Origin of the sequence: Idiomarina xiamenensis 10-D-4 (assembly GCF_000299895.1) — a bacterium.
Lineage (GTDB): Bacteria > Pseudomonadota > Gammaproteobacteria > Enterobacterales > Alteromonadaceae > Idiomarina > Idiomarina xiamenensis.
Genome location: NZ_AMRG01000020.1, coordinates 25,262 through 38,655, shown reverse-complemented (window position 1 = coordinate 38,655; position 13,394 = coordinate 25,262). Strand labels below are relative to the sequence as shown.

General features: G+C 51.0%; 12 protein-coding genes. 9 read left to right on the top strand and 3 right to left on the bottom strand.

The features are described 5' to 3' along the window. The first annotated feature begins 208 nt into the window (after positions 1-208). The 9 genes from rimP (at position 209) to A10D4_RS12405 (ending at position 11,262) form a co-directional block, all read left to right on the top strand. A complete protein-coding gene (gene rimP, locus A10D4_RS12445; protein WP_008489917.1) occupies positions 209-667 on the top strand; it encodes a ribosome maturation factor RimP in 459 nt (152 codons plus the stop codon). A gap of 24 nt (positions 668-691) precedes the next feature. Next, positions 692-2,191: a transcription termination factor NusA gene (gene nusA, locus A10D4_RS12440; RefSeq protein ID WP_008489916.1), complete on the top strand. Its 1,500-nt coding sequence runs from the start codon at positions 692-694 to the stop codon at positions 2,189-2,191. Between the two features lie 24 nt (positions 2,192-2,215). Next, the gene (gene infB / locus A10D4_RS12435) at positions 2,216-4,879 is read left to right on the top strand and encodes a translation initiation factor IF-2 (protein ID WP_008489915.1); all 2,664 of its coding nucleotides are present in this window, start codon (positions 2,216-2,218) and stop codon (positions 4,877-4,879) included. Positions 4,880-4,924: 45 nt separating this feature from the next. Further along, a complete protein-coding gene (rbfA, locus tag A10D4_RS12430) occupies positions 4,925-5,335 on the top strand; it encodes a 30S ribosome-binding factor RbfA (protein ID WP_008489914.1) in 411 nt (136 codons plus the stop codon). A gap of 1 nt (position 5,336) precedes the next feature. Next, positions 5,337-6,278, top strand: a complete 942-nt coding sequence (gene truB / locus A10D4_RS12425; protein ID WP_008489913.1) for a tRNA pseudouridine(55) synthase TruB — start codon at positions 5,337-5,339, stop codon at positions 6,276-6,278. 99 nt (positions 6,279-6,377) lie between these two features. Then, a complete protein-coding gene (gene rpsO, locus A10D4_RS12420) occupies positions 6,378-6,647 on the top strand; it encodes a 30S ribosomal protein S15 (RefSeq protein WP_008489912.1) in 270 nt (89 codons plus the stop codon). Between the two features lie 190 nt (positions 6,648-6,837). Next, complete coding sequence (gene pnp / locus A10D4_RS12415; RefSeq protein WP_008489910.1) at positions 6,838-8,982, top strand: polyribonucleotide nucleotidyltransferase; 2,145 nt, start codon at positions 6,838-6,840, stop codon at positions 8,980-8,982. A gap of 194 nt (positions 8,983-9,176) precedes the next feature. Further along, on the top strand, positions 9,177-10,070 hold the full coding sequence (nlpI, locus tag A10D4_RS12410; protein ID WP_008489908.1) for a lipoprotein NlpI: 894 nt from the start codon (positions 9,177-9,179) through the stop codon (positions 10,068-10,070). After that, positions 10,048-11,262: an extracellular metal-dependent peptidase gene (locus tag A10D4_RS12405; protein ID WP_008489906.1), complete on the top strand. Its 1,215-nt coding sequence runs from the start codon at positions 10,048-10,050 to the stop codon at positions 11,260-11,262. Before nlpI ends, A10D4_RS12405 begins: the two co-directional genes overlap by 23 nt. Here A10D4_RS12405 and A10D4_RS12400 read toward each other — a convergent pair. The 3 genes from A10D4_RS12400 to lipB form a co-directional block, all read right to left on the bottom strand. After that, on the bottom strand, positions 11,243-11,644 hold the full coding sequence (locus A10D4_RS12400; protein ID WP_008489905.1) for an MAPEG family protein: 402 nt from the start codon (positions 11,642-11,644) through the stop codon (positions 11,243-11,245). The genes A10D4_RS12405 and A10D4_RS12400 overlap by 20 nt on opposite strands. Positions 11,645-11,706: 62 nt before the next feature. Continuing rightward, positions 11,707-12,672: a lipoyl synthase gene (lipA, locus tag A10D4_RS12395; protein WP_008489904.1), complete on the bottom strand. Its 966-nt coding sequence runs from the start codon at positions 12,670-12,672 to the stop codon at positions 11,707-11,709. Beyond that, complete coding sequence (gene lipB, locus A10D4_RS12390; protein WP_008489903.1) at positions 12,656-13,357, bottom strand: lipoyl(octanoyl) transferase LipB; 702 nt, start codon at positions 13,355-13,357, stop codon at positions 12,656-12,658. The genes lipA and lipB overlap by 17 nt, the downstream gene beginning before the upstream one ends. Between the last annotated feature and the right edge of the window lie 37 nt (positions 13,358-13,394).

The window sequence follows — 13,394 nt, the reverse complement described above, 5'->3', positions numbered from 1 at the left end:
GTCGTAGGTTCAAATCCTGCCCCCGCAACCAGCTTTTTAGCTGACATGCTAAGCGCTGTTGGCTAAACTAAGCTTTACAGGGTCCAGTGTTTAAAAAGCCCCGCAGCTTGCTCGGGGCTTTTTGCTATGTGGCCTGCGCCAGTCGCCATCAAGACTGGCCAATAACACTGGGCGTTTACGCCCTTTTTTTGTTTCTGGGAGTTAACCATTGGCACGTTTGCAAGATCGTTTAACAACGCTGATTAAACCTGCGGTAGAGGCGTTGGACTTTGAGCTTTGGGGCGTCGAATTCGTACGCGCCGGAAAGCATTCAACGTTACGCGTCTATATCGATAGTCCAGAGGGAATATCGGTGGATGATTGCGCCGATGTCAGTCATCAGGTCAGCGCGTTATTAGATGTTGAAGACCCCATTAATAGTGAATATTACTTAGAAGTTTCGTCGCCCGGCATGGAGCGTCCGTTTTTTGAAGCGGCTCATTACGCCATGTTTATCGGTGAGCAGGCGGCAGTTGAGTTGGTGGCAGCTCAACAAAATAAGCGTAAGTTCCGAGCGCAAATTAGCGCGGTTGACGGCGAGCAAATTACCTTCTTAGTCGATGGTGAAAGCTTGCAGGTCGCATTACCGTCGATCAAAAAAGCGCATTTAATTCCCAATTTTGATTAAGGATTGCGTTGGCGAGGCACAACAATGAATAAAGAAATTTTGATGGTAGCGGAAGCGGTATCTAACGAAAAAGCGGTACCGCGCGAGAAAATTTTCGAAGCGCTGGAGTCTGCGCTGGCCCACGCAACTAAGAAAAAATACGATGGCGATATCGAAGTCCGCGTCAGTATTGATCGCAATACTGGTGACTTTGATACCTTCCGTCGTTGGCAAGTGGTCGAAGATACTGGCGAAGGTCTGGCTCACCCATTCCGTGAGATTGGCTTGGAAGCGGCGCGCTATGACGATGCTAGCTTAGATATTGGTGATTACGTTGAAGAGCAAATTGAATCGATAGTCTTTGACCGCATCACTACGCAAACCGCGAAACAGGTTATCGTGCAAAAAGTACGCGAAGCCGAGCGCGCGCAAATCGTCGAAGCCTACGAAGATAACGTTGGCGAGCTAATTAACGGTACCGTAAAACGTGCTAACCGCGAACACGTGATTTTGGATTTGGGTAATAACGCCGAAGCCATTATCTATCGTGAAGAGATGTTACCTCGTGAATCGGTGCGTCCTGGCGACCGTGTACGTGGCTTATTGTACGCCGTACGGCCAGAAGCACGTGGTGCGCAATTATTCATGAGCCGCACCCATCCCGACTTTTTGGTCGAATTATTCCGCATCGAAGTGCCGGAAATCGGCGAAGAGATGATTGAGATCAAAGGCGCGGCGCGCGATCCGGGCTCTCGAGCGAAGATTGCGGTGAAGAGTAACGATCGCCGTATCGATCCCGTCGGTGCTTGCGTGGGGATGCGTGGTGCACGGGTGCAAGCGGTGTCAGGCGAACTCGGTGGCGAACGTGTCGACATCGTGTTGTGGGATGATAACCCTGCACAGTTCGTGATTAATGCGATGGCGCCAGCCGAAGTCGCCTCTATTGTCGTCGACGAAGACGCGCACACCATGGATATCGCGGTGGAAGAAGGCAACTTAGCGCAGGCGATCGGTAAGAGCGGACAAAATGTGCGCTTAGCGAGTCAATTGACTGGTTGGACGTTAAATGTCATGACCATCGATGATTTTAACGAGAAAAACGAAGCAGAAACACAACGCTTGCTGACGCTCTTCACTGAGAACTTGGGGATCGATGAAGATTTCGCCGAAGTGTTGATTGACGAAGGTTTCTCGTCACTAGAAGAAGTCGCCTATGTACCGATGGCTGAGTTGTTGGCTATCGACGGCATGGATGAAGATATGGTTGATGAATTGCGCAACCGCGCGAAGGCCTATTTGACCACTAAAGCGTTGGCTGACGAAGAATCGCTGGAGTCGGCAGAGCCCGATGATACCTTGCTGAATTTAGAAGGCATGGATCGTCATTTGGCTTATGTGCTGGCCAGCAAAGGCATTTCCACACTGGAATTGCTGGCAGAACAAGGTATTGATGATTTGGCAGATATTGAAGAGTTAAATGAACAGCAAGCGGGCGATCTGATTATGAAAGCGCGCAACATTTGCTGGTTTGGTGAAGCAGAGTAACGATCAACGGGGGTGTAACAGACTATGGATAAAGTGACGCTGGAAAAGCTTGCTGAAGATGTCGGTACAACGGTTGATCGTTTAGTTCAACAGTTTGACGAAGCCGGCATTAAAAAGCAAAAAGGCGACGCCGTGACCGAGAGCGAGAAGCAGCAATTGCTTGAGCACTTGAATAAATCACATGGCGGCCAAGGTAGCGCTGAGCCGAGTAAAATGACGTTAAAGCGCAAAACTAAGAGCACCTTAAGTTTGGGTGGTGGTAATAAGTCGAAAGCGGTTCAGGTAGAAGTACGTAAAAAACGTACCTACGTGAAGCGTTCGGCGCTAGAAGAACAGCAACGCGAAGAACAAGAGCGCGAAGAGCGTGAACGCGAAGAAGCTGAGCGTCTAGCACGTGAAGCCGAAGCAAAAGCCGAAGCCGAGCGGAAAGCGGCCGAGGCCAAGAAAGCTGAGGAAGAGCGCAAAGAAGCCGAAAAAGCTCGCAAAGAAAAAGAGAAAGCGAAGCAAAAAGCCGAGGCAGAAAAGCGTGCACAAATGACGCCTGAAGAACGTCAAAAGGCCGACGAAGCGAAAGCAGAAGCGGATCGTTTGAAGCAGATTCAGGAACAAGAAGCGCGTAAAAAAGCCGAGCAAGAAGCTGAACGTCAAGCCGAAGAAGCTCGTCGTTTAGCCGAAGAAAATGCTAAACGCTGGGAAGAAGAAGAAAAGACCCGTAAGAAAGCCGAGGAAGAAGAAGTTCACTTTACTACCTCGAGCACAGCGCGCGCGGCCGAAGATGCACAGGATTATGACGAAGAGCGCCGTAACCGTCGTAAAAAGCGTCGTCGGAAAGACGAAGAGCGTGAAGAACAGCAGCCACGTCGTGAAAAACGCCGTAAGGGTGGCCGCCGTCCGTCATCGTTGCAGCAAGGCTTTAACAAGCCAGCAGCACCGGTAGAGCGGGAAGTGCGTATTGGTGAAACCATCACCGTCGGTGAACTGGCTAACCGTATGGCCATTAAAGCCAGCGAATTGATCAAGACGATGATGAAAATGGGCGAGATGGTCACCATCAACCAGATCCTTGATCAGGACACCGCTGCCTTAGTGGTAGAAGAGTTAGGTCATAAAGCGGCACTGGTCAAAGACAATGCCTTGGAAGAAGAAGTGTTAGCCGATCGCGGTGAAGCGGGCGAAGAAGAGTCGCGCGCGCCGGTGGTTACCGTTATGGGTCACGTCGACCACGGTAAAACCTCACTGTTGGACTATATTCGTAAAACCAAAGTCGCATCAGGCGAAGCGGGCGGTATTACCCAGCATATCGGTGCGTATCACGTTGAAACTGGTCACGGTATGATCACTTTCTTGGATACCCCGGGACACGCTGCCTTTACCTCAATGCGTGCACGTGGCGCCGGTGCTACCGATATCGTTATCTTGGTGGTGGCTGCCGATGACGGCGTCATGCCACAAACCAAAGAAGCGGTGCAACACGCGAAAGCGGCTGGCGTACCATTGGTCGTTGCGGTCAACAAAATGGATAAGGAAGAAGCCGATCCAGACCGCGTTAAGAACGAACTGTCGCAGCACGACGTGATCCCGGAAGATTGGGGCGGTGACGTACAGTTTGTACCGGTATCGGCGCACACCGGTCAGGGTATCGACGATTTGTTAGAGTCGGTCTTGCTGCAGTCTGAAGTGCTCGATTTGAAAGCGGTGCGCACCGGTATGGCACACGGTATCGTGATCGAATCACGCTTAGACCGTGGCCGTGGCCCAGTGGCTACCATTTTGGTGCAGCAGGGTACGCTGAAGCAGGGCGATATCGTCTTATGCGGTTTAGAGTATGGTCGTATCCGAGCGATGCGCGATGAGTTAGGCCAAGATATTAAAGAAGCTGGTCCATCAATGCCGGTGGAAATTCTAGGTCTGTCGGGTGTGCCGCAAGCCGGTGACGAAGCGACCGTTGTTAAAGACGAGCGTAAAGCGCGTGAAGTTGCCAACTATCGCCAAGGTAAATACCGTGATGTGAAATTGGCCAAACAGCAAAAAGCTAAGTTGGAGAATATGTTCGCCAACATGGCCGAAGGCGAGGTTGCCGAGCTAAACATCGTCTTGAAGTCAGACGTACAGGGCTCGTTGGAGGCCATTGCCGATTCCTTGGTAAAACAGTCTACCGACGAAGTGAAGGTCAATATTATCGGCAGCGGTGTCGGTGGTATTACCGAAACCGATATCTCCTTGGCGGCAGCCTCTAATGCTATCGTTGTGGGCTTTAACGTCCGTGCCGAAGCGGCTGCGAAGAAGCTGGTCGAACAAGAAAATGTCGACTTACGCTATTACAGCGTGATTTACGACCTGATCGACGAAGTGCGGCAAGCCATGACCGGTATGTTGAAGCCTGAGTTTAAGCAGGAAATCATTGGTTTGGCCGAAGTTCGTGACGTATTTAAGTCACCGAAACTGGGGGCTATCGCCGGTTGTATGGTCACCGAAGGTATCGTCAAACGTTCAGCGCCGATTCGTGTACTGCGTGACAATGTGGTGATTTACGAGGGCGAACTGGAGTCGTTACGTCGCTTTAAAGATGACGTTCAAGAGGTTCGCAACGGTATGGAGTGTGGTATCGGCGTGAAGAACTACAACGATGTCAAAGTCGGCGACCAGATCGAAGTCTTCGAAGTGGTTGAAGTTGAGCGTAGTCTCTAACGTAGTTGCTAAATATAGCCTACAACAGGAGTATTCATAGAGCCTATGGCACGTGAATTTAGTCGTACCGCCCGTGTAGGGCAACAGCTACAACGTGACATTGCTGTGATTTTGCAACGCGAGGTGAAAGACCCTCGCGTTAGCATGGTCACCGTGTCCGACGTAGAGGTTTCTCGCGATTTGGCGTATGCCAAAGTGTTTGTGACCTTTTTGCAAGACGATGGCGAACAAGTCAAAGCGGGTTTGAAAGTGTTGAATGAAGCCGCCGGTTTCATTCGGAGTTTGTTGGGTAAGCGCTTGCGCGCGCGCGTGGTGCCACAGTTACGGTTTGTCCATGACCCATCGTTAAACGAAGGCATCCGCATGGCACGTTTGGTTGACCAGGCGCGTGCTCGCGATCGTGATGACGTCGACAACGACGTTAGCGACGATAACGACGACAACAACGAGGGCTAAGATGGCTGTTCCCGCTAAGGCGAATAAAGGTCGCCCGGTTAATGGCGTGGTGCTGCTGGATAAACCCCAAGGTTTGAGTTCTAACCGTGTTTTGCAACGCGTTAAACGCCTGTTTAACGCGAGCAAAGCCGGTCATACCGGTGCCCTAGATCCGATAGCGACGGGCATGTTACCGATTTGCCTAGGCGAGGCCACTAAGTTCTCGCAGTATATGCTGGACGCCGATAAGCGTTATCAAGTGTTGGCCAAGTTTGGGGAACGCACCACCACCTCAGACTGTGAGGGTGAAGTGGTCGAAAGTAGTGCGTCACGACCCACTCAAGCGCAACTGCAACAAGCGCTAAGCGATTTTATCGGCAGGCAAAAACAATCTCCTAGTCTTTACTCGGCGCTAAAATATCAAGGCCGTCCTTTATATGAATACGCCCGTAAAGGTATCGATGTACCCCGCAAAATTCGCGATATCACCATTTATGACATCAAGCTATTGAGCGTTGACGGTGATAGCGCTCGGTTAGACGTTAGCTGCTCTAAGGGGACTTATATTCGTACCCTGATTGACGATTTAGGCCAGCAATTAGGTTGTGGCGCTCACGTCGCCGAGCTGCACCGAAGTGCAGTGGCAGGCTTTGAACAGCAGCCGATGTACAGTTTTGAGCAATTGCTGAGTTGTGCTGGCGTTGACCAAGCCGAGTTTGCTGATGCTGACCTTGATGCTTTAGACCAGTTGTTACTGCCGTGTGATGCGACCTTGGTCAGTTTGCCCGAATATTGGGTGGATAGTGAGGTGGCAGAAGGCTTCTTTCATGGCATGCCGGTGCGTCATGGTAGTTTGCGTGATGGTGATGAGTATCGCATTAAGTGTCAAGCCGATGGCCGCTTTCTAGGCACCGGTTTGGTACGCAAAGGCGGCGATATCTGGCCCAAAAGGGTAGTGATTTAGGCATTGTCAATGGCGCTGGATATGCGTATAATCCGCGTCCTCTGTGGTTGCTGAATTAGTGATCGGCGAGCACGTTATTTCATCCTTAAGGAGTGTATTATGTCACTAACTGTTGAACAGAAAGCGAAACTGGTAGAAGAATTCGGCCGTGGTGAGAACGACACCGGTTCTCCTGAAGTACAAGTAGCGTTGTTGACGGCAAACATCAACGAGCTGCAAAGTCACTTCCAGGCTCACGCAAAAGATCACCACTCACGTCGTGGTTTGTTGCGCATGGTAAGCCAGCGTCGTAAGCTGCTTGACTACTTAAAGCGTAAAGACAATCAGCGTTATGCTACGTTGATCGAGCGCTTAGGTCTGCGTCGCTAAGCGATTGACCAACAAGGGGCCAAGCGGCCCCTTTTTTATTGCATGGAAAAAGCGCCAAGCGGCCTGTCAGCAGAGAATTGTAAGTACTCTTTTTTTTGTCACAAATAACGTATACTGTGACGCGAGATTATCAGTGAAAGAAAAAAGCGAGCCAAGGGGTTCGCATTGTCAGAAAGTAAGGAAAGAAAACGTGAATCCGATTACTAAGAAATTTCAGTACGGTCAGCACACGGTCACCCTAGAAACTGGCGTCATGGCACGCCAAGCCAGTGGCGCTGTGCTAGCTAGCATGGATGACACTACGGTATTAGTCACCGTAGTTGCAAAAAAAGAAGCGAAAGAAGGTCAGAACTTCTTTCCATTAACCGTTAACTATCAAGAGCGTACCTACGCTGCCGGTAAAATCCCAGGTGGCTTCTTTAAGCGTGAAGGCCGTCCAAGCGAAAACGAAACCCTCACGGCACGCTTAATCGATCGTCCGATCCGTCCGTTGTTCCCTGAAGGCTTCATGAACGAAGTTCAGGTTATCGCGACCGTGGTTTCGGTTAACCCGCAAATCGCCCCAGACATCGTCGCCATGATCGGTACCTCTGCCGCCTTGGCAATCTCAGGCTGTCCGTTCAATGGTCCTATCGGTGTTGCGCGCGTTGGTGTGTTGAACAATGAATACGTATTAAACCCAACCCAAGACGAATTGAAAGAGTCGTCGTTGGACTTAGTCGTCGCCGGTACCGAAGGCGCGGTATTGATGGTTGAGTCAGAAGCTCAATTATTATCAGAAGACGTGATGTTGGGTGCGGTTGTTTACGGTCACGAAGCGCAACAAAGCGTGATCACCGCTATCAACGAGTTTGCTGCCGAAGTAGGCAACGAGAAGTGGGAATGGCAAGCACCGGCAAGCAATGATGCCTTGCACGGTAAAGTTAAAGCGTTGGCCGAAGACGGTATTGGTGAAGCCTACCGCATTACCGAAAAAGCCAAGCGTTATGAACAATTAGGCCAATTAAAAGACAGCGTTGTGGCGAAACTGGTTGAAGAAGACGATAGCATCGATAGCGGTGAAGTCGGCGAAATCTTCCATAGCATCGAAAAAGACGTAGTACGTAGCCGCATTATTGCCGGCGAAAAACGTATCGATGGTCGTGACCCTGATATGGTTCGTGCAATCAGCGTTGCTACCGGCGTATTACCGCGTACCCACGGTTCATCATTGTTCACTCGCGGCGAAACTCAGGCGTTAGTAACCGCGACTTTGGGTACCGAACGTGACGCGCAGATGATCGACGACATTATTGGTGATAAAACCAACCGCTTCATGTTGCACTACAACTTCCCCCCATATTGTGTTGGTGAAACCGGTATGGTCGGCTCGCCTAAGCGTCGTGAAATTGGTCACGGTCGTTTGGCTAAGCGTGGTGTACAAGCCGTTATGCCTGATCACGATGCCTTCCCGTATACCATTCGTGTGGTTTCTGAAATCACCGAGTCAAACGGTTCTAGCTCAATGGCGTCGGTATGTGGTACTTCACTGGCGTTAATGGATGCCGGCGTACCGATTAAATCATCAGTAGCCGGTATTGCTATGGGTCTGGTTAAAGAAGATGACAAATTTGTTGTCTTATCTGACATTCTGGGTGACGAAGATCACTTAGGTGATATGGACTTTAAAGTGGCTGGTAACAACGATGGTATTACCGCCTTGCAGATGGATATCAAAATCGATGGTATCACTCGTGAAATCATGGAGCAGGCATTGGCACAAGCGAAAGCTGCGCGGCTGCACATTTTAACCGTGATGGATGAGGCCATTGGTGGTCACCGTACCGAGCTATCGGCTTACGCGCCGCGTTATCACACCATGAAGATCAACTCGGACAAGATCAAAGATGTTATCGGTAAAGGCGGCGCGGTTATCCGTGAGTTGACCGAATCGACCAACACCAACATCGAGATCCAAGACGATGGCACCATCAAAATTGCTGCTACCGACCAAGCCGACGCCGATGCCGCAATTGCGCGCATCGAACAGCTGACCGCTGACGTCGAAGTGGGTCGTATCTATCAGGGTAAAGTTGCGCGTATCGTCGACTTTGGTGCGTTTGTGACCGTATTACCAGGCAAAGATGGTTTGGTACATATCTCGCAAATTGCCGAAGAACGTGTTAACGACGTCAACGAATACCTGAAAGTTGGTCAGACTGTTGCGGTTAAAGTGCTGGAGATTGACCGTCAGGGTCGTATCCGTTTAAGCATGAAAGAAGCGGCGGAAAAGCCAGCCGATACCGCACCTGCTGAAAGCGCTGCCGCGAGCAACGACGAGGGCGACAACGGCTAAGTTGTTGCTGGTAAACTTATCGTTATTAGCGTGGTCTGATAGCGATAGGGTCTAGCACCGCAAAACGCTAACAGAGCAAGAGAGCCCGATTTCGTATCGGGCTCTCTTTTTTTATGGGTGGGCTTTTATTGCCGCTGGCGACAGCGAGTGATTTTGTGTTGTAATAGGATTTAAGACAAACAAGGAGTGGGTCAATGTCCCGGCAGATAGTTAGAGCACTAGCGGTCGCTTCACTGCTAACCTTATCGGGTTGCGCAAGCATGACGTCGCAGCCATCACAGCAAATGGCAAATTTGATTTTAGCTGAGCCAGAGCAGCCGACTTTTCGTCATGAAATCGAGCTTGCCAAAATTAGCGACATGCTGACCAAGCCATTAAATGATGACGAACGTGCGGTACTGTTTTATCGTCGTGGCGCGCTTTATGATGCCATGGGCTTGCGCACCTTAGCGCGTATCGATTTTAATCGGGCGTTAGAGTTTCAGCCTCGCCTGGCCGATGCCTACAACTATTTAGGTATTCATTACACCCAGATGGGCGAGTTTCAGTATGCTTATGAAGCATTTGATGCGGTTATTGAGCTCGAACCCGACCACGATTATGCCTATCTAAACCGCGGTATCGCCGGCTATTATGATAACCGTGACGACATTGCCGAAGACGACATTGGCCGTCACTATCAAGCGCAAACCGATGATCCTTATCGCGTGCTGTGGCTGTATTTTGGTGAAACACTGAGTTCACCGGAACGCGCTTTAACCGAGTTGCGTAAACACCGGCAAGCGATTGCGGCTGACGATTGGGCGTTGAATATTATCGATCTGTATTTAGGTGACTTAAGCGAGCGTCAGTTTTTAAAACGCATGGCACAACAGTTAGCCGAAGACGAAACACTGTCTGAACGGCTCTGTGAAGCCTATTTCTACTTGGGCAAGTTTAAGCAGTTACAAGGCCAGCACGCACAAGCAATGAATTACTTTAAGCTCGCTCTGGCAACTAACGTGTATGAGTTTGTGGAGCACCGCTATGCTGCTCTAGAGCTAAGCCGTAGCCGCGAGCAGGTGAATGCGCAACAGGCACAGCCATAATCTGAGTTTTACCAACCTTGCCAGCATGCTCGTTTGCGGCGTGCTGGCGCTGCTCATCACTGGCAGCTCGCCATTAACATCCAATCTCTGGTCAGCGGCATACGGCGGCGATGCGCAAGCACAATGGCAGGCTGCGCAACGTTTGCTGCAACAACGTAGCTTTAGCGCAGCTTATCCTTGGGCGCTGGCGGCAGCGGAGCAAGGTCAATTAGACGCATTAAGCTTATTAGAGCAGCGCTTGCCCAGCCAATATCAGCAATGGCAGCGTTGGCGGGCGCAGTTTGATTCTTCCTCAGCCGGACAACAGGCATTGCAACAACTGTGGCAGCGACGATTGCGGCAAAGCCAGTTAACGCTAGCCGATTTGCAACAGCTTTGGCAGCAACAGCCAAGTGCTCAACCGCGTTGGCTGGCACAGCTGTCGCAGTTACGCGACTATCGCTCTCAGCCTGACTTTGCACAGCAATGTCAGTGGCCGGTGGTGATTCAGCTGCAACATCGGCGTCAACTTGAACGAGCACTGCAAATGATGCAAGCGTGGCGCGATAGTCCATTACAACGCTTTGATGTCTGTTTTGCTTGGCAGCAGCAAGCACAATTGCGTTGTGGCACAGAAGATACTCGCCAACGTGCTCATTGTCTGCCTAGCGTTAACATCCCCGATCAGGAGGTCTATCGTTGGCGCTTTAGCGACCATGGTATTGCCAGCGCTAACGCTCAGGCGATCACCTTAACCGACACCAGCGGTGCGGCGGTGTTATTACACGAGATGGGCCATTGGTTCGGGTTGGCCGATGAGTATCCGATGTCGACTAAGTTGGCGCAACGGTTCTGCCAAGGCGATTATCGACATCCAAGCCTTAATGTTGTAGTGACGCGCTCACAGCGGCTAACGGCGTTGCAATTAGAAGCGCTATATCGACGGTTACCTTGGCGCCATGCCGTTGCTGATTGGCGCCAACTGGGGCAACTGCAAGCCGATGGCCGTTGGTTGCTCGGTTCGGCAGCAGCTAACGGCAAGGCGGTGGGGTTATATCCGGTGGCTACCTGTGATCGGGTCAGCGGCTATTATGCCTGGCGACCGGTAGCGCAAACGACGGTGATGCAACGGCAAGAAGTGGCGCACTGGCCGGCATTGTATTTAACGCTGATGCAAAACTACTGGCGATCAGTTAAAGACCCTTCAGATTAATGGCGCTTTGCGCCAGCATCAACACCGGACACATAGTCGCAAATAACCAGACTAACGAGCGTAGCTTGTCATAATTGGCTAAATAAAGAACGTGGTAGGCGACTCGTAGCACCACAAAGCCGATGGCCAAATTTTGCATCATCGCGGTGACTTGTTCGGTCGCTAGTACCACCAGCACCGCGGCGACAAATAACGGCAACGCTTCATAGGCATTGTAATGACCGGCGACAGCGCGCGCACCGGCACCGGTTAGTTGTTGCTGTTGCGCACGCGGGTGGTGATTATCATAACCACCATCGCGATTTTGAAAGTAGACTACCGGCGCTTTGGCTAACACCGGTAGCAGGCAAGCCATCAACAAACACCAAATCAATACACTCATGACTGACACCTTTGCTGAATTGTTGCTGATTGGGTTGTTAACCCATACCTAACCGATATGAATTAGCTAACCTTTTCGCCAGCGGCTTGCAGATCGGCATGGTAAGACGAGCGTACCAAGGGGCCGCTAGCAATATGGCTAAAGCCCATCTCGACACCGGCAACGCGGAACGCCTCAAACTCGTCTGGAGTGACATAACGGGCGACCGGAATATGGTGGCGACTTGGCGCTAAATACTGACCAATGGTCAACATATCGACATCATGGGCGCGGAGGTCGCGCATCACCGCTAAGATTTCTTCGTTGGTTTCACCCAGACCGACCATTAAGCCGGATTTAGTGCGCACATCTGGTCGCGCGGCTTTGTAGTTTTTCAACAAATCCAGTGACCACTGATAGTTAGCTCCAGGGCGTGCCGCTTTGTACATGCGCGGTACGGTTTCTAAGTTATGGTTAAATACATCAGGTGCTTCATCCTGCAGAATATCTAACGCGACTTGCATGCGACCACGAAAGTCCGGTACTAACACCTCGACTTGAATGCCCGGGCTGTAACGGCGGATCTCGCGAATACAGTCGGCAAAATGTTGCGCGCCACCATCGCGTAAGTCATCGCGGTCAACCGAGGTGATCACCACGTATTTGACCTTCATATCACGGATAGTCTCACCGAGCTTGACCGCCTCATCGGCGTCAGGTGGTAGTGGTCGGCCGTGTGCGACATCACAGAAAGGGCAACGGCGGGTACAAATATCACCCAAAATCATAAAGGTGGCAGTGCCGTGATTGAAGCACTCTGGCAGATTTGGACATGAGGCTTCTTCGCATACCGAGTGCAAGCCATGCTTACGCATTGCTTGTTTGATTTCGTCAATACGTTGTGTTGACGACGGCAATTTTACTTTTAGCCATTCAGGCTTGCGAAGCATTTGGTCACGCTCTGTCGGTACAATTTTGACCGGAATCAGGGCCATTTTGTCGGCGTCGCGTAACTTAACGCCGGGTTCGATTTTAACTGGCTTTGACATAAGCGTTTGCTAATCCCGTTTGCTGAATGCAATCGCTATATTCTAAGCGATCGGCAAAAATACGAATGACGTGCTCGGCAGCGTCTGCGAGCGACTGCGGACCACCGATAGCGGCAGTCTGAACCATTTCCATACCGGCATAACCACAAGGATTAATACGCTGGAAGGGCTCTAAATCCATATTCACGTTAAGCGCCAGGCCGTGAAACGAACAGCCACGCCTAATACGTAATCCTAAAGAACAGAGTTTACGCCCCTCGACATAGACCCCAGGGGCGTCTGTGCGGGCGTTGGCCACCACATCGTGCTCAGCCATCATGGTAATAATGGTGTCTTCGATGTGATTAACCAATTGTCGGACACCTAACTTGCGCCGACGAATATCGAGTAAAAAATAGACCACCAGCTGACCAGGGCCGTGGTAAGTCACTTGGCCACCGCGATCAACTTGTACCACCGGAATATCACCGGGCATCAATAGGTGTTCTGCCTTACCCGCCTGACCTTGGGTGAAGACCGGCTCGTGCTCAACGATCCAGAGTTCGTCGTCGGCATCGGCGTCACGGTTATCCGTATAATCTTGCATCGCGTGCCAAACAGGCTCATAGCCACAGCGACCTAAGTGGCGAACCACAAGGCGTTGACTGTTATGAATGGCGTTGACATTGCTCTCGTTCATGGGCATGAGTATAACCTGCTAAGACGGTTGCAACCACCTGCTG

Bases quoted from the DNA above. Each gene is read 5' to 3' on its own strand.
- nusA (WP_008489916.1), top strand. From the start codon at position 692: ATGAATAAAGAAATTTTGATGGTAGCGGAAGCGGTATCTAACGAAAAA.
- infB (WP_008489915.1), top strand. From the start codon at position 2,216: ATGGATAAAGTGACGCTGGAAAAGCTTGCTGAAGATGTCGGTACAACG.
- rbfA (WP_008489914.1), top strand. From the start codon at position 4,925: ATGGCACGTGAATTTAGTCGTACCGCCCGTGTAGGGCAACAGCTACAA.
- truB (WP_008489913.1), top strand. From the start codon at position 5,337: ATGGCTGTTCCCGCTAAGGCGAATAAAGGTCGCCCGGTTAATGGCGTG.
- rpsO (WP_008489912.1), top strand. From the start codon at position 6,378: ATGTCACTAACTGTTGAACAGAAAGCGAAACTGGTAGAAGAATTCGGC.
- nlpI (WP_008489908.1), top strand. From the start codon at position 9,177: ATGTCCCGGCAGATAGTTAGAGCACTAGCGGTCGCTTCACTGCTAACC.
- A10D4_RS12405 (WP_008489906.1), top strand. From the start codon at position 10,048: ATGCGCAACAGGCACAGCCATAATCTGAGTTTTACCAACCTTGCCAGC.
- A10D4_RS12400 (WP_008489905.1), bottom strand. From the start codon at position 11,644: ATGAGTGTATTGATTTGGTGTTTGTTGATGGCTTGCCTGCTACCGGTG.
- lipA (WP_008489904.1), bottom strand. From the start codon at position 12,672: ATGTCAAAGCCAGTTAAAATCGAACCCGGCGTTAAGTTACGCGACGCC.
- lipB (WP_008489903.1), bottom strand. From the start codon at position 13,357: ATGCCCATGAACGAGAGCAATGTCAACGCCATTCATAACAGTCAACGC.